We start from the raw sequence: 16,054 nt of genomic DNA, 5'->3' as shown, positions 1-16,054 counted from the left end.
GCGCTCGTCGTGCCTGCTCCGTCCTCAGGACCCCAGGCTCTGCCCGCCGGCTTCGCCGAAGTCCAGGTCGGCCGCGCGCTGGGCCACCTGGCGCTTGCGCTCATCCAGGCTGGGGGCGGGCCTGGCCGCCTCGCGCCGCCGGGCCTCCTGCTCCTCCAGCTCCAGGTCGAGACCGTGGTCCAGGTCGCGCCGCGCCTCGCGGGCCGGGACCAGGGGAGCGAACGGCTCCTCATGCTCCTCGGCCCGGTGCAGGGGCGCGGCCACGCGCTCCCGGTAGAGGTTCTCCGTGGTGCCCTCGGTGCTCGCGCGCTCGGTGCGGTACTGCTCGCGCTCGGCGGCGATCTCCGCCTCGACCTGCTGCAGGCGCGCGCTCATGCCGTCGGCGGCCGGTGCCGCCTCGGCCGCGGGCGCTCCGATGGCCGTCTCGGCTTCGGTGCCCAGGCCCAGCTCGTCCTCGGTGAACAGCGAGTTGATCGCGTCCGAGCGAGCCCTCAGCCCGCGCGCGTCGACCACGGCCTCGGCCCGCGGGACGCCGTTCTTGGAGTGGTCGGCGAAGTAGGCGGAGAGGTCGTAGCCGCTGGAATCGAGGTCGATCTCCAGGCTCCCGATGTCGTGGATCTGGGTGAAGACCACGGGCGCGTCGCCTTCGGCCTGCGTCCCGGACGGGGCCAGCACCAGCATGTCCGCCGTGGCCGGCAGCTCCCACTCGATCCCGGTGACCTGCTCGGGCACGGAGAAGCCGCTCGTGAAGTAGCCCTTGCTGGCGAGCACGACCAGCTGCTGGTCGTCGAACTCGTAGAAGGCGTCGACCTTCTCGCCCTGGCCGGGGGAGTAGGTCACCTGGGAGATGCCGAACGGCAGCGCCTGGGCCGGGGTGACCCGGCGGAGCTCGCCCGTCATGTGCAGGTAGGGGCGGTAGTTCTCCTCCTTGCCCCGGTGATTGAGGTCGAGCGATTCGACCAGGACGCCCAGCTCGGCGGTCACCCCCTCCAGCCGGTGCGTCTCCACTCCTCGTTCACGCAGGACACGGTGGGCCCATACGTCGTTCATCGTCAGTCCTGCGGTGCGCATCACTTGCTCCTCTTGCGGTTGTTCCTGCTCTGGTTGGTGATCCTGGCGGTGGGCTCCGGCGCGGCGTCGCGGGCGTGGCGGATCTTCGCGATCGTCCGCGTCGCCCAGCGCCACATGGCGCGCATCACGACGATCTCGCCCGCGGCGAGCAGCGCGACCAGGAAGAGGAGCGGCATCAGCCACATGGCGATGGTCCCGTCCGTGCTGAGCATGCCCTTGGCCGCGCCGGACTGCTGGTGCAGCCATGCGCCCAGCAGCGGGATGACGACCATGGCCGTGATGAACGCCAGCAGGTAGTCGGCGAGGAGGACGATCGCCCGGAAGAACCCCGCCCACACCACGACGGAGAGCCGGCCGGCCTCCTCCTTCGGGGCCAGGGCCCGCCAGATAGCGCGCAGCTTCGAGTCCTTCTTCTCCGCCGCGGGCTTCGCCGTCGCGGCCGTGCTCGTCGGGGCGGTCGTCTCGGTCTTCTCCAGGGTTTGGGTCGACATGGGCTTGTCCTTCGTCTCGTCGGTGTCTGCTGGGGTGCGTGCTGGAGCGGCGGGCGCTCGGCTCATCCGGTCGGCTCGGGGGAGGGGCGGTCCTCGTCGGCCGCGGCGAGGGCGTCGCGGGTCTTGCTGGAGGCCCGGTAGGCGTCCAGCGACGTCGCCGCACCGTCCTGGGAGGTGGAGTAGGTGAAGACCACGAACTCGCTCTTGGTGGTGCCGCTCTGCTCCGGTCCGATGCGGACCGGATCGAGCCGGGCCACCCCCGTGTAGGAGTAGTTCAGGCCCTGCACCCGGCTCACGTCGATGTCCAGGTCGCCGAGCGTGTACGTCGTCCCCGCGTCCTTCGTGGCTCCGGTCGCCGTCATCCATTCCGGCACGAACTCGGTGAGCGCCCGGGACGCGTGGTCCAGGAAGCTGTAGCGGGCGTCGAGCAGCGCCTGCTGCTCCTTGACCGTCCGGGTCGACGCCGAGCTGTCGGTGAGGCTGAGCAGGAGGGACCGGCCCGTCGCCCTGTCGCGGTTCACCCGCTCGATGTCCATGCCCGGCAGCCGGGCCAGCAGCGCCGCGTGCTGCGTCGCCAGCTTGCCCTGAGCGTCGCCGAGCCTGCCTTCGAGCTTCTGGACGACGGCTTCGGCCTGGGCGTCCGACGCGGCCGGGCCGTCGCCGAGCAGGCTCGCTCCGAGCGTGACCGCCGAGAGCGCGAGCAGCGCCCCGGTGCCGCCGAGCAGGATCTTCCCGGCGTGGTGGCGCAGCTTGTCCTTGATCTCCTCGTTCACGGTGCCTTCACCTCCTGCTTCAGGGCCTCGCCCGTGGCCGTCGTGCCGGTCTGGATGTTCATGAACGCCTTGCGGACCAGGTCGTAGTCGGCACGGGCCCAGGCCAGCACCGCCGGCTTCTGACCCGCGCCCGTCCTGGTCTCCACGGCCAGCCAGGTCACCGTGATGGTGCTGTCGTCGTTGACCAGGTAGGGCACCTGGGCGACCCACTCGAAGCCGGAGTCGAAGCCCATCGGGATCCCGACGCCTGCCGGCACGGCCTTGTCGCTGGCGAGCAGGTACCACGACTCCAGCTCCGCCTGGGGCACCGACGGCGCGAAGTAGGGGATGAGGTTGCGCAGCGTCGACTGGGACGTCGCGGCGTCGAGCCGGCCGCCGGCCGCCGCTACGCCTGGCGTCAGGAAGCGGTAGTTGTTTTGCAGCTTCGCCACCTGGCCGGCCGCCGTCAGGGCCGCGGTCAGGCCGCGTTCGGCGTCGTCGGCCTTCGGCAGCGACGCCGTCTTCGCCTCGGCGGTCCGGATCTGCTCCCGCAGGGCGGAGATCTCCGGCGCTGCCGTGTCGCTCACCGCGCCCTGGCCGCCGGAGAACCCCGCGGAGAGGACGAAGCACAGCAGTGCGCCCGCACCCATGCTCACGCCGGCCACGAGGGTGCGCTTGCGCAAGCCGCCCGTGGGCTCCGCCTGCTCTGGGGCCTCTGCGCCCTCCTGCGAGGACGCGGGCGTCGCGACGAATCGCGTCTTGCGCGCCGCGCCTGCCCCTGACTCATCGGTCTGTGTCGATGTCATTCGCCCTCAACTCGCTGTTCCACTCGAATACCAGGACAACTCTATCAATAAGACAAGTCGAAAGGGAGTTGGAGTCATCCGGAATGGCGAGTCTCGCCGCTCGCCGGGACGCCGGAGAGATCCGAGACCTTGCCCTGGGCGTCAACCGTGATGAAGAGCAGCGCGCGGCGATGCGCCGTGACGCTGGCCTTGCTCGCCTTGTTCTGGGACACCGCGTCGGAAGTGGCCTCGACGTCGGCCAGGACGGCGTAGGTGTAGACGCCCGCCTTGGCGTCGACGGCCTCGATGTCCGGATCCGCGCCGAGGGACGAGTTCAGGCCGACCGTGTCGATGTAGTAGTAGCGCCGCCCCTGGGAGTCCTCGTTGAACCGCGACGGGGGCATGAACGACTTCAGGAACGCGTCGTCCTCGGTGAGGCCGAACCGGCTCTTCAAGCCCTCGCGCGCCGCCTCGTAGCCCTGCCCCGAATCCCACGTGAAGGCCGTCGAGAGCAGCGACTTGATGCGTTCGCCGTCGGTGCTGAGCCGGTTCTGGCTGACGCCCAGGGCCGCCATGAGGTCCGCGTTCACCTGCTCGGCGTTCTTCTTCTGGATGCCTGTCAGTCGTCCCTCGGCGTCCTGGATCTTGGCCTGCTGCTCGGCCAGGGCCGCCTGCTGGCCGCTCCAGGTCGCCCCGGCGACCGTCGCGACGACCGCGAGGACCGCCGCCGTCGCCAGGACCCGGGCGTTGCGCCGGAAGAACCCCTGCCGCGCAGGTGCTGCCGTCAGCTCCGTCATCGCTTCCCGCCCTTCTTCTGCGCGCCCGAGCCGCTGAGCTCGGGAACCTTGGATCCGTCCGATGCCTTGATCGCGGGGTTCTCGTACTGGGCCCCGGCGGCGGTCACCACCAGAGCCAGGTGATCAAAGCCCCCTGTCGTGCCGCTGCGCACGTAGCGCGCGCTCGCCCAGGCGAGGACCTCGCCGCTCTTCGTGTCCCGGCACAGCCAGACGGCCTTCGCCTGGTTCGTCGTGCCCGAGGCGTCCTTCGCGCTCAGATCGGGCATCACCGTCTCGGCCTTCCAGGCGTACGTGCTCGGCGCGGCTGCGTCCAGGCCGTCGTAGCGGATGTACCAGGCGTGGCGCGGGTCTATCTCTGTGGTCGCGTCGAACGGCGTCAGCGACGAGGTGCTGTACGCCTGCTCGTCGCTGACTAGGAAGGAGTCCTTGCTGAACAGAGAGGCCATCTCCCGCCGACGCTTGATGATCTCCAGCTCGGCCTGGCTCGGAGAGCCGTTGTTCGGGCCGGGCTGGACGCTCGCCTGGTGGTACAGCGCGGCGAAGGCCTGCTCGCCGGCCACGACCTTCTTCGCGTCGGCGGCTGCCGCCTCGGTGAGCTTGGACAGCTGCGCGCCGGCGTCCGCCTTCACCGGCGTGGACCGGGCGTCGTCCAGCTGCCCCTTGAGCTGGAGGATCCGGGCCTCGTTGTCCGCCGTGCTCGCCTTGAAGCCCTCGCCGGCCACGCCCGTGGCCACGACCAGGGCGAGGATCCCGGCCCCCATCGCCGCGGTGACGCCGCGTCGGACCAGCCGCGCGCGGTCCTCCGGGGTGCGGGCCCGGACCTTCTCGCGCTGGCGCATCGTCCAGCCCTCGAAGCGCTCTTCGAGCTCGGCCCCGGTGAGCTTCGTGCGCGTCTTCGGTGCCTCGGGCGTCTGCGCCGTTTCCTGCTCCGGGCCCGTGCTCTCGGACTCCTCATGGGCTGTCGTCACGGAACTCACTCCTCACTCCGCTTTGCTCTCATAAACGACTCAAGTCTATCCCCAAAGGCATTCGCGACCGAGTCGAAATCAATTCGATAAGGTGCTGGTCCGAGCCGGACATGCGGAAGCCGGTGCCCGGATCACCGGGCACCGGCTTCTCTCCCAGATCAGATGCCGCGCATCAGACCGTCTTGACCTTGTCGGAGGGGAGCATCGCGTCCGACATGTCCACGAACTTCCAGCCCGCCGCCGCCATCCGCGCGGCGCTGTCGACGCGGACCCGGCCCATGAAGGCGCAGTAGCCCGCCTCGCCGAGGATGACCTTGTCGCCCTGGACGCCGAGCACGACCAGCGTGTGACCGACCGCGCCGGAGCCCGGGCCGGAGCCCACCGAGTACGCCCTCGGTGTCGAGGACATCTGCTTGCCGGTCTCCCTCGCGATCGTGTACGCCGTCTCCTTGCCGTCGCCGGACGGGTAAGTCTGGAACGTCGTGTACTTGTTCACGAAGTAGGTCGAGAACGACACGCAGTTCTCGGCGTGGTTACTTCCGCACGAACCAGGCCCGCCCTGGTCGCCGTAGCGGTCGTCGAGGAACTTGTCGCCCTCCTTGTTGAAGAGGTCGACCAGGGCCTGGGCCTCCTCCTGGGTCATCCCGCCGTCCTTCAGCGAGACGGAAGTGCCGCCCTTGGTGGTGCAGTTGCCCAGGATCGTCTTGATCCCGTTGCCGATGTTCTCGATGATCCCGCCGACGATGTCCTCGACGTCGCCCACGATCGAGCCGTCGACCGACCAGCCGCTCATCTTGCCGAACCACATCTCGGCGTTGTCGCCGCGGGTGCTGAGCCCGGCCGCGCCGTCGGCGGAGCGCTCCCACTTCTCGTGGAAGTGCAGCGCCGCCGCGCGCGGGGAGCCCTGCGAGGTCTTGAGCATGTCCTTGAAGACCGAGACGTCGCCCGGGTTGTCGCCGTCGGCCATGAAGGCCAGCTGGGCCTTGATCGTGAACCAGTCGACGCCCTTGCCCTTCGCGTACTGGCGCAGCTGCGTATTGCGGCCGAACGTCCACTGGCCGAGGCCGATGCCGTTGTCCGTGTTCTGCGCGGCGCTGGCCTTCTCGGGGGTCATGGCATAGGTCCCCGTCGGGAAGTTCTGCACGCTCGTCGGGTCGATCCCGGATTCCTGGGACCAGTTGCCGAGGATGCCCGCGATGTTCTCCTTCGGCATCCCCCAGCTGCTGAGCACCGAGTAGATCTCCTTGGCGTTCTTCTCCACGTCCGCCGGGACGGCGGCCCCCGAGCCGTTGCCGGTGAGGCCCGCGTTGACGACGCACGCCGCCCCGTTCCTGTTGAGGTTGCCCTCGGTCTGCGCCGTCGAGTTGAGGACGCCGGTGAAGACCGTGCCCAGCAGGGCCACGGCGCTCACCATCGCGACCGCGCCCGACATCGCAGCCGCGACCGGGGCCACCGTGGCCGCGACGGTGATGCCCAGGGCCGCGCCGGCGGCATTGGCTATGAAGCTGCCGACCGCCATGAACGGCGCGGCGATCGCGTGGCCGATCGCCTTGATGACCTGGACGAAGAGCGTCCACATCAGCTTCCCGGCGTTGAGGGCCATCGCCATGGCCGCGAAGAACATGGACTTCAGCCAGTTCAGAAAGGCCATGGCCATGATCACGCCCATGGCCGGGGGAGCCGCAGCCGCGCCGCCTCCGACGGCGACGCCCTTGGCCGCCTTCGAGGCCAGGCCCTCGCCGTCCTTGCCCGCGCCCCGCTCGTAGCCCGTGCCGCCAGCGCCCAGGCGCTTGTCCGCGGGCTCGGCGACGGGGCTGCCGCCGGTGGCCTTGGACGCGCCCTCGATCGTGTCCTTGGCCCCCTCGATGCCGACGTTCTTCGCTGCTCCGATCGCGGCTCCGTGGAGACCGCCGGTCTGCGCTCCGGCGACGGCACCGGCGGCGGCGGCTCCCGCGTAGCGCCCGGCGACGCGTCGGCCCGCGCTGCTGCCGTCTCCCTCGACCGCCTTCTGGGCCGCGCCTCCGGCCATGCTCCCAGCGACGCCGTTCATCCCCTGCTGGAGCTTCGATCCGGCGTCCGCGGCACCGGCTGCCTTGCCTGCGGTCCCTGCAGCGCCCGCCGCGTCCGGCCCCTTCGGCGCAGCATCGGCCGCGCCCGAAGGATCAGCTCCCGTCCCCGGGAGCTGCTTGGGCACGCCGGTCCTGCCCTCGGCCGGCTTCTCGGTGCCCTGCTCCTCGGGCCCGAGGCTCTTGGTCCCGCGGCCCTGCCGGGGAACCCCCTGGCTCACCGACGTGCTCCGCTGGTCACCCGGCTTCCCCTTCCCGGGACTCCGATTCGGCTTGTCGGTGGCCATGTCGTTTTCCTTTCCGGCCCAATGCCAGGTAGCGGGATGCGTCATTCCTCGCCGCACTCAGTGGAGAGCGGTGAGGAAGTCCTTGTCGTCGCGGATGGTGCTGTTGGACTGCACGTCCCGCAGGCTCACGTCCAGTCGGAGTAGGTCGAGCGACAGGTCCGACTCGTACTGCGACTTGTTTCGGGAGTAGTTCTGATACGCCTGTGAAAGGTTGTTCATGATGTTCATGAGCGGGCGCATCGTCACGTCGGAGGACTGGTAGTCCTTGGTGAGGCTGGTGCCGTCCGAGAGGATCCACTGCATGTCCGAGATCTGCTGGGTCGTCGGGTCCGAGCCCTCGGCGCGCTTCTTGGTGAAGAACTGGGCATAGCTCTGACCGGCCGGCACGAGCGCGTCGAGGTAGCCGCTGTAGACGTTGCCTGCGCGCCAGTTGAGGTCGAAGCCGCCCGGGACGACGTGCTTGGTCTGCAGCGCCAGCGTCGAGACGCCGTCCTTGGCCTCGGCCGCGGTGACGCCCGTGATCTTGTCGGTGGCGATCGAGGCCGGGACGGTGGGCGGGCGCAGGAACAGGCCGTCGATCTTCGTCGTCTGCAGGTCGGAGGTGTACGACTGAATCTGCGTCAGGTTCGCGCGCATCTCGACGAGCTTCTGGTCCAGGGCGGCCCGGGCCTCGGCCTCCTTCCCCTTGAGCGCGACCTCGTAGTAGGCCTGAGCCGGGTCGAAGGTCAGGGCGTCGAGCGCCGCGATCTTCTGGACCCCGGACGCCCCGGGGTTGAAGAAGACGCGCCACTGGTCGTACTTGGTGAACGTCTCGTCGCCGGCCAGCTTGCCGGTGCCCTGCGCCTGCTCCGCTCCGGGCGCGGCGAGCTCGACGTTCGCCCGGACCGTCAGGTTCAGCACCTGGCGGTCGAAGGGCCGGTCGGCGGTCAGGAGGACCCCGACGTAGCCGGTCGAGCCGAACGCGTGGAAGGAGCCCTTGATCCCGCTGGTGCTGACCGGCTCGCTGTTCAGCGAAGTGTCCGACCCGAGCAGGAACGCCCTGTAGTCCGCGGCGTTGTACGAGATCTGGGAGGTCGGTCCGAAGTGCATCATCACGAGCGCCCTGTTGCCGCTCTTGTTGGTGAAGACCCCGTCGACGGTGCCGTCGAGGTTCGTCTTCGACGTCTTGAAGTCCTTGGTGTACAGCGCCGTCTGCGACAGCGAGTCGCGCCCCGCCTGGTACGCGGAGGCCCCCGACGCGCTGATCACGATCGCGCCCGTGACCGCGAAGATGCCGAAGAACACCCCGAAGCGCTCGATCGCGTGGTGTGAGTCGAGCTTGAAGCGCCTGCTGATGGCCAGTGCCTTGTCCTTGATCCCCATGTCTGCTCTCTTTCGTCCCTGGGCTGTGCTGCGCGGGCCCGGATACGGCGAACCGGGCCGGTGGAGGCCTTGCACCCCAACCGACCCGGTTCGCTCGACGCCTCTGTCCCCGGTCGTGTGCGCGGTTTGTGACGGCCTCTTACTTGGAGGGGCCGGTCAGGAACCCGCCGGCCTGATCGACGGTCTGGACGATCACCGTGCCGCCGCCGAGGTCCGTGATGGTCTGCTGGCCGCCGGAGCCGATCGTCGAGATCAGCTGCCATCCGCCGGTGCCCAGGGCACCGCCGACGAGGATGAGGAGGGCGATCGTTCCCCAGCCCGACTGATGGCCGGCGGACTGCGGGTTGGCCATCAGCTTCTTGATCAGGAGCACGCCGCCCCAGACCAGGCCGACAGCGCCGAGCAGCATCAGGATGAGACCGCCCCAGAGCTGGATCTGGGACTTGGCATTCGTCAGGAAGCTCGTCAGGTCCCAGGCCGCGCTCGGCAGCGATGCCTGCCCGAGGGCGGCTGCCTCGTAGATCTTCGTCATGGTTCTTTCCTCTCGCCTTTCGAATCATTCGATGACATGACAGTGAGTCACAAGGCAACAAGCGCAGCCCGCCCACCCGTGCAGGCAGTGATGGAAGCTGGAGTGATCGGTGGCACGCTGTCGACTCCCCCGCTGGCTCGTATACGTGCACATCTGCAATGGGTAATCTACCCCATTCGACTAGTCAATCAAAGAGTCATGTGAAAGGTCTATCGGTAAGGGGTTGAAAGAGACTCGAAAACGAGGCGAATCGACGCCGCGGCGTACGGCCGCAGGAATGCGATGGCGGCCTGTGGAATCCGCAGTGCGAGATGTGTAATGTGCTGCTCCAGCACTACTTACGACGCCGGCCTGCTCGATTTCGAGGCAGGCCACCCCCGCGCACCCCGTCGATCGCGATCTTGACCAGGAAGTGCCGAACCGTCATGAACCCACTGCCCGGAGACCTTTTCGCCCGCCGACTTCGTCAAGAACGCGAACGCCTCGGCATCAGCCAGGCAGAGCTCGCGCGCCGTATGGCCGCGCTGCTCGGTTCGAATGTCGACTCCACCGCCATTACGCGCATCGAGCAGCAGACCCGAGCGGTCAGACTCGACGAAGCGGTCACCGCGGCCGAGGCTCTCGGGGTCCCTCTGATCACGCTGGTGAGCGACAACTACGCCCGCGAGAACGAAGCGGAGATCCAGAATCAGCTCGCCGAGCTCGCCCTGGCCGAGCAGGAATGGGAAAAGCAGCGGCAGAAGATCCTCCAGATCACCCAGACCATCCAGCAGCTCTCTGCCGAGCGGGAGGCCTTCCGCTCCCACGCGCTGGACGTCGACCCGGACAACGCCGGCGACTACGAGCTCGACCCTGAGACCAAAGCGGCCGTTGACGCCCGGGTGCGCTCCGTTCGCGACAAGTTGGCCGACGAAGTCACAGACTCAGACACATGACGCTGTTGCGGGCGGCAGGGTTGGACTCCTGATCCGTAGACGTTCACCGTTTCAGTCCCCTGCAGTCGGCCGACCCGCGTGATCTAGCGCCGTTCGTTCCGAGTTGGTATCTATACGGCCGCTACATGATCACCGCTGGCGCTCACGGGCGTCAGCCGTCATCGAAGCCGCTGCCAGCGCGACCCGCCTGTAGTCCACGCACGGCGCGCAGGTCAGCGGTATCTCGCCGCGGTCAACATCGCGGCAACCGGTTACGGTGGACTGCGACTTACCCGGAGCCCGGCGCTCGGCCTCACGCCGGAAGAGCTTCAGCAACTCCGCCCGCGAATCCGCCGTACCGACGACGAAGTCTCGTACTCGGCGTGCGCCGCATGGTCGTAGCTTGACGTGCTCGGCACGAGCAGTGGCTGATCACACCGTGCTGTCGAGGCGCTGAGACACCGGCCCAACGATCCTGCTGGGCCGGCCCACCGGCACGAACGCGAAGGCCTCCGCCCGGACTGGCTCGACTGGCGGGACCACCCGGGGCTACATCGACCAGTACACCTCGACACAGGTTTTGTTCCTGTTGGTCCTCGTACAGACGATGACGGCCATAGTCGAGAGCATGCTCGCCACGCCTCCCGTAGTGAGGGCCCTGCCGACATCGCCCACGCGGCGCATCGTCCCTGAAGACGAAGCTGCGATCTCGGCTCGGGACGACGAGATCAACGTCCACATCGCCAAGCTCCTCCAGGAGCACGGATAGAATCGCAGCCATGGGAACAGACTGGGAGCGCATCCTCGGGGCGAGTGGCGCAGACCTCGCCGACGCATATGACAGAGTCGCCACCGAAGCCGTCTACGACAACGGAGACCCCGGCGACGATGCGCCGACGCTGCCCTTCGATGAGGACTGACCCTGCGCCCTTTCCGAGCGACCAGCCCGAGCCAAGCGCACGCTTCCACGCCTTGAGGGGCCTGAAGCTGCAGTAGAGCCAGGTGATTGCCTCAGAGCTGGCGACCTCGGAGTGCCTGCCCAGGCGGCCTTGTGCGCCGCTAGGAGGGTGGAAATGGAAAGACGTGCTCGGACAGGCTCAGCCGTCATCAATGTCACATACTGCCGAAGGACTGGACACTCCACTCCCGGCGCGTGGCACATCATGTCCGCGAACTGACCCGCCTCGCCGCAGCGCACCCGAAGGTCCCCGACGCGATAACTCTCCGTGATCACGTTGCGAATACCTCGCACGCATGACAGACCAGCAAAAGAACGGGCGCACGGCTTCGCGCCCATAAGGCTCGACGCCGCATCATGACCGAGTCGACCTGGATCTGCTCGGCGCCAGAATGCCAGTTCGAGGAGCACGAACTGTGCGATGGCAACCAGGACATCGCGGCTGACAGGGCGACCGCGGAACGGCAGCGCTGCGAATACGACTGCCACCGCGTGGAATCGCTCGACCGCAGAACGGTGAGGCGTGGCCAGCGCGGTCAGGGCGAGCCCTGGCCACTCATTCCGTGGACCGAGCAGGGCGAGGCCGCGGTCCACCCCTCCAGGTGGCGGCCTCGCCCTGCTCGGTCATTTGGGAGATCAAATGGGAGGCAGATGGGAGTTGATCATGTCGGAAGAGCTCGAATCGCCTCTAGAAATCTCTAGTTCGGAGGTGGGTATCTGCCGCTCGGAGAACCTCGATCAACCCGCAGACTCACCCGCGTGCGGGCTCAGCACACCGGCTGTGACCAGGGCGAACAGCAGCACGCCGAGCAGTACCCGGTAGATGACGAACGGCATGAAGCTCTTGCTGGAAATGAACTTCATGAACCAGGCGATGACGACGTATCCCACGCCGAAGGCGATGAACGTCGCGAAGATCGTCGGCCCCCACGACACATGTCCCTCACCCGCGTCCTTCAGCTCGAAGACACCCGAGGCCAGCACCGCCGGGACCGCCAGCAGGAAGGAGTAACGGGCCGCCGCCTCGCGGGTGTACCCCATCAGCAGACCGCCGCTGATGGTGGCACCGGAGCGGGAGACGCCCGGGATCAGGGCCATGGCCTGGCAGAAACCGAAGATGAGGCCGTCCTTGACACCGAGCTCCTTGAGCGTCTTGCGCTCCTTGCTGGCCCGGTGCCTTCCCCCCGCCTCGTCGCGGGCCGCGAGGCGGTCGGCGAAGCCGAGGACGACGCCCATGACGATCAGCGTGGTGGCGATCAGCCGCAGATCGCGGAAAGGTCCCTCGATCTGGTCCTTGAGCGTCACGCCGAGCACGCCGATGGGGATGGACCCGACGATGACCAGCCAGCCCATCTGGGCGTCGTGGTCGCTGCGCATCGACCGGTCGGCCAGCGAACGGAACCAGGCCGAGACGATCCGGACGATGTCCTTGCGGAAGTAGATGAGGACGGCCGCCTCCGTGCCGATCTGGGTGATGGCGGTGAACGCCGCACCAGGGTCGTGCCAGCCGGCGAACGCTGCGGTGAGCCGCAGATGCGCGCTGGAGGAGATCGGCAGGAACTCGGTCAGTCCCTGAACGAGGCCCAGGACGAACGATTCGAACCAGCTCATGGGGCTTTGGCCATCCCGGAGGTGATCGTGCATCGGCCGACGGCCGTGAACGCCGTCGGCAATGTGCGGATTTGCGGTCGAATGAGGGCAGGGCCATGCCGAGCCCGGAGATCTTCGGTCGGTCGCGGGCAGGGTATCGCCCTCAGGTGAACGGCTCTACGCGTACCCCCACGCCCGACCACCGCCCCGGCCGTCCGCTCCGCCGCGTACCGGATCACTCGGCGGGCAGGCGGTGGCGCTTGCGCCAGGCGACGACGGCCGCCCCGATCCCGGTGAGCACGATGAAGCCCATCGCCGCCAGAAACGCGGGCGACGTCGGTGACGAGGCCTCGCTGCCCGCGACGACGTACGCGGCGGTGTTCGGGATCGAGCCGAGCCCGGTGGCGGCCAGGAACGGCGGATACCCCATGCGCGAGACCGCCGCGCAGTAGTTGGCCGCCGCGAACGGCACACCGGGGAAGAGCCGCAGCGCCAGCATCGAGCGGAATCCGTGCCGGCTCAGCTGACCGTCCGCCGCCCTGAGCCAGCGTCCGCGCAGCAGCGTACGGAGCGCGTCCTGCCCGAGCGCCCGGCCCAGCCCGAACGAGATACCCGCGCCGAGGACCGTGCCCGCCAGCGCCGCGGCCAGCCCCGCCTGGGAACCGAAGAGTGCTCCCGCGGCGACATTGAGCAGTGGCCGCGGCGCGAAGGCCACGGTGCACACGCCGTACACGACACCGAACAGCACGACCGCGGTGCCCCCGCTCAGCCGGGCGGGCCAGTCGGCGGCGAGCAGCCGCTGGGGTTCCAGGAGCAGCATCGTCGCCGCGGCGGCCAGCAGCACCACTACGAGCAGCGAGAACCGGGACCAGGGCGAGAGCAGCGCCCTCGCGCAGCGCGCGGCGAGGCCGGTGGCGGGCCGGGCGCCGGGGACGGGGTCGAGCATGCGGGGAGAGTAACCGACGTCCGTGCGTGATCGCCGTAGCGCGGTCGGTACGGGGACGGGTGCCCCGTACGGCTTACGTGCCCGCTCCCCACCCCGCACCGGACGAAACGCCTCCGTCGACGAACGGACGGCGAACTCGCGTCTCACGTCTGCGATGTCCGCCGGAAAACCATTCGACGCCACCACGTTCCTCGGCCATGCTCGGACCCATGTTCCGGTACGCCTTTCTCGCAGCGAGGTCCGCAGTCGCGGACGCGCCGAAGGCTGCCGTGAACCCCGTCACCGCAGCGGCAGTCGCCGCCGCAGCGTTCACCGCTGCCTCGGCGCCCATCGGCGGCGCCCGAAGCTGACCCTCCCCCGACAGTCCGGCGGACCCCGTAAGGGGAGGGTCGGCGGGGCCCTGGGGTCTTCTCTCTCAGCTTCGAATTCCAAGGAATGAGCCATGCCCAAGACGGCATATGTGCGCACCAAGCCGCACCTCAACATCGGCACCATGGGCCACGTCGACCACGGCAAGACCACCCTGACCGCCGCCATCACCAAGGTCCTCAGCGACCGCGGAACCGGCACGTTCGTCCCGTTCGACCGGATCGACCGGGCGCCGGAGGAGACACGGCGCGGCATCACCATCAACATCGCGCACGTCGAGTACGAGACCGACACCCGTCACTACGCCCATGTCGACATGCCGGGCCACGCCGACTACATCAAGAACATGGTCACCGGTGCCGCCCAGCTCGACGGGGCGATCCTTGTCGTCTCCGCGCTCGACGGGATCATGCCGCAGACCGCCGAACATGTCCTGCTCGCCCGCCAAGTGGGCGTCGACCACATCGTCGTCGCCCTCAACAAGGCCGACGCGGGCGACCCCGAGCTGACCGACCTGGTCGAGCTGGAGGTCCGCGAGCTGCTCTCCGCGCACGGCTACGGCGGTGACTGCGTCCCCGTCGTACGCGTGTCGGGCCTCAAGGCCCTGGAGGGCGACCCGCGCTGGACCGCGGCCGTCGAGGCGCTGCTGGACGCCGTCGACACGTACGTACCCATGCCGGTCCGCTACACCGAGGCGCCGTTCCTGCTGTCGGTGGAGAACGTCCTGACCATCACCGGCCGGGGCACCGTCGTCACCGGAGCCGTCGAGCGCGGCACCGTCCGGACCGGCGACCGGGTGTCGGTGCTGGGCCCGGACATCGAGACGGTCGTCATCGGCCTGGAGACCTTCGGGAAGCCGATGGAGTCCGCGGAGGCCGGTGACAACGTGGCGCTGCTGCTGCGCGGGGTGGAGCGCGACCGGGTCCGCCGCGGCCATGTGGTCGCGGCGCCCGGAAGCGTGACGCCGAGCCGCCGCTTCACCGCGCACGTGTACGTCCTGTCGGCACGGGAGGGCGGCCGGACCACCCCGGTCACCACCGGCTACCGGCCGCAGTTCTACATCCGCACCGCGGACGTCGTCGGCGATGTCGACCTCGGCGCGGTAGCGGTGGCGCGACCCGGCGACACGGTCGACCTGACCGTCGAGCTGGGCCGTGACGTCCCGTTGGAGACCGGACTCGGCTTCGCGATCCGTGAGGGTGGCCGCACCGTCGGCGCGGGCACCGTCACCGGGCTGCTCTGAGCCCTGTCGTGCCGAGGGCCCGCCTCCCGTACCCCACGGGAGGCGGGCCCCGTGCCGTAGGCAAGACTGACGGCATGACAGGAACAGCGTGGGTGCTCGGTGCAGGCGGCGTCACGGGCGGTGCCTGGGAAACGGGAATTCTGTACGGGTTCGCGCAGGCGGGGACAGGCATCGCCGGCGACGACCTGATCATCGGCAGCTCGGCGGGCGCGGTGGTCGGCGCGCAGCTGGCCTCAGGACTGCTCGGCCTTCTGGAACTGTACGAACTCCAGCTCGCCGATCCGCGGGACATGACCGGCGGCAGGCTCGGCGCGCTGACCGTACTGCGCTACGCGGGGGCCGTACTGTCCGCCCGGACCCCCGAGGCATACGGCCGGAAGCTGGCCCGAATCGCGCAGGGCGCCCGCCTCGGCATCACGGCGGACGAACGGCGTGCAGCGATCGCCGGGCGTCTCCCGTCGGTGGACTGGCCCGAACGCCCCCTGCGCATCACCGCAGTCGACGCGGCCACCGGCGAACTCCACACGTTCGACAGGGAGAGCGAAGTGCCCCTCGTCGACGCCGTCACGGCGAGCTGTGCCGTACCGGCCGTCTGGCCGGTCGCCACCGTCGGGGGACGGTCCTGGATCGACGGCGGGGTGCACTCCCCGGCCAACGCCCATCTCGCCGCGGGCCACCGGCGCGTCGTCGTCATCGCTCCGACGGCCAGTGGCAACAAGGCCATCGCCTCGCCGCGCTCACAGGCGGCCGAGCTCGTCGCGCAGGGCGCGCGCGTCGAGGTCATCACCCCGGACGCGGCGGCGAGGAAGGCGTTCGGCCGCAACCCCCTCGACCCGGGCCACCGGGCCGCGGCGGCCCGTGCCGGGCTCGCCCAGGCGGCATCGCACACCGAAGCCGTCGCCGCGGTCGTGAGCAGCTGATCC

General features: G+C 69.1%; 16 protein-coding genes. 5 read left to right on the top strand and 11 right to left on the bottom strand.

Annotation, left to right across the window (positions count from 1 at the left end):
• Positions 1 to 24 precede the first annotated feature (24 nt).
• The 9 genes from ACF08M_RS12865 to ACF08M_RS12825 form a co-directional block, all read right to left on the bottom strand.
• Positions 25 to 1,071 (bottom strand): hypothetical protein, encoded by a 1,047-nt coding sequence (locus ACF08M_RS12865; RefSeq protein WP_392185261.1) that lies wholly within the window; start codon positions 1,069 to 1,071, stop codon positions 25 to 27.
• Positions 1,071 to 1,562, bottom strand: coding sequence for a hypothetical protein (locus ACF08M_RS12860; RefSeq protein WP_392185260.1), 492 nt, complete (start codon positions 1,560 to 1,562; stop codon positions 1,071 to 1,073). The genes ACF08M_RS12865 and ACF08M_RS12860 overlap by 1 nt, the downstream gene beginning before the upstream one ends.
• A 62-nt stretch (positions 1,563 to 1,624) precedes the next feature.
• Positions 1,625 to 2,335 (bottom strand): hypothetical protein, encoded by a 711-nt coding sequence (locus tag ACF08M_RS12855; RefSeq protein ID WP_392185259.1) that lies wholly within the window; start codon positions 2,333 to 2,335, stop codon positions 1,625 to 1,627.
• Entirely contained in the window at positions 2,332 to 3,120 is a 789-nt protein-coding gene (locus tag ACF08M_RS12850; protein WP_392185258.1) for a hypothetical protein, read from the bottom strand. Before ACF08M_RS12850 ends, ACF08M_RS12855 begins: the two co-directional genes overlap by 4 nt.
• Positions 3,121 to 3,194: 74 nt before the next feature.
• Complete coding sequence (locus tag ACF08M_RS12845; protein ID WP_392185257.1) at positions 3,195 to 3,896, bottom strand: hypothetical protein; 702 nt, start codon at positions 3,894 to 3,896, stop codon at positions 3,195 to 3,197.
• Positions 3,893 to 4,864, bottom strand: coding sequence for a hypothetical protein (locus ACF08M_RS12840; protein WP_392185256.1), 972 nt, complete (start codon positions 4,862 to 4,864; stop codon positions 3,893 to 3,895). Before ACF08M_RS12840 ends, ACF08M_RS12845 begins: the two co-directional genes overlap by 4 nt.
• Before the next feature lie 172 nt (positions 4,865 to 5,036).
• On the bottom strand, positions 5,037 to 7,217 hold the full coding sequence (locus tag ACF08M_RS12835; protein WP_392185255.1) for a phage tail tip lysozyme: 2,181 nt from the start codon (positions 7,215 to 7,217) through the stop codon (positions 5,037 to 5,039).
• 57 nt (positions 7,218 to 7,274) lie between these two features.
• Complete coding sequence (locus ACF08M_RS12830; protein WP_392185254.1) at positions 7,275 to 8,579, bottom strand: hypothetical protein; 1,305 nt, start codon at positions 8,577 to 8,579, stop codon at positions 7,275 to 7,277.
• A 139-nt stretch (positions 8,580 to 8,718) separates the two neighbouring features.
• Entirely contained in the window at positions 8,719 to 9,111 is a 393-nt protein-coding gene (locus ACF08M_RS12825) for a hypothetical protein (protein ID WP_392185253.1), read from the bottom strand.
• A 425-nt stretch (positions 9,112 to 9,536) separates the two neighbouring features.
• Here ACF08M_RS12825 and ACF08M_RS12820 point away from each other — a divergent pair, with 425 nt between their 5' ends.
• The 3 genes from ACF08M_RS12820 (at position 9,537) to ACF08M_RS12810 (ending at position 10,945) form a co-directional block, all read left to right on the top strand.
• The gene (locus tag ACF08M_RS12820; RefSeq protein WP_392185252.1) at positions 9,537 to 10,046 is read left to right on the top strand and encodes a helix-turn-helix domain-containing protein; all 510 of its coding nucleotides are present in this window, start codon (positions 9,537 to 9,539) and stop codon (positions 10,044 to 10,046) included.
• Between the two features lie 586 nt (positions 10,047 to 10,632).
• Entirely contained in the window at positions 10,633 to 10,794 is a 162-nt protein-coding gene (locus ACF08M_RS12815; RefSeq protein WP_392185251.1) for a hypothetical protein, read from the top strand.
• A gap of 10 nt (positions 10,795 to 10,804) precedes the next feature.
• On the top strand, positions 10,805 to 10,945 hold the full coding sequence (locus ACF08M_RS12810) for a hypothetical protein (RefSeq protein ID WP_392185250.1): 141 nt from the start codon (positions 10,805 to 10,807) through the stop codon (positions 10,943 to 10,945).
• A 776-nt stretch (positions 10,946 to 11,721) separates the two neighbouring features.
• Here the strand turns inward: ACF08M_RS12810 and ACF08M_RS12805 are convergent.
• Positions 11,722 to 12,594, bottom strand: a complete 873-nt coding sequence (locus ACF08M_RS12805; RefSeq protein ID WP_392185249.1) for an undecaprenyl-diphosphate phosphatase — start codon at positions 12,592 to 12,594, stop codon at positions 11,722 to 11,724.
• A 214-nt stretch (positions 12,595 to 12,808) separates the two neighbouring features.
• On the bottom strand, positions 12,809 to 13,519 hold the full coding sequence (locus tag ACF08M_RS12800; RefSeq protein WP_392185248.1) for a TVP38/TMEM64 family protein: 711 nt from the start codon (positions 13,517 to 13,519) through the stop codon (positions 12,809 to 12,811).
• 442 nt (positions 13,520 to 13,961) lie between these two features.
• Here ACF08M_RS12800 and tuf point away from each other — a divergent pair, with 442 nt between their 5' ends.
• Positions 13,962 to 15,131, top strand: coding sequence for an elongation factor Tu (gene tuf / locus ACF08M_RS12795; protein ID WP_392185247.1), 1,170 nt, complete (start codon positions 13,962 to 13,964; stop codon positions 15,129 to 15,131).
• Between the two features lie 74 nt (positions 15,132 to 15,205).
• Positions 15,206 to 16,051, top strand: a complete 846-nt coding sequence (locus ACF08M_RS12790) for a patatin-like phospholipase family protein (RefSeq protein WP_392185246.1) — start codon at positions 15,206 to 15,208, stop codon at positions 16,049 to 16,051.
• Positions 16,052 to 16,054: the final 3 nt, after the last annotated feature.

It is taken from the genome of Streptomyces sp. NPDC015032 (assembly GCF_043080425.1).
In the GTDB taxonomy this organism is placed as follows: domain Bacteria; phylum Actinomycetota; class Actinomycetes; order Streptomycetales; family Streptomycetaceae; genus Streptomyces.
This window is presented reverse-complemented; position numbering and strand designations above follow the sequence as displayed.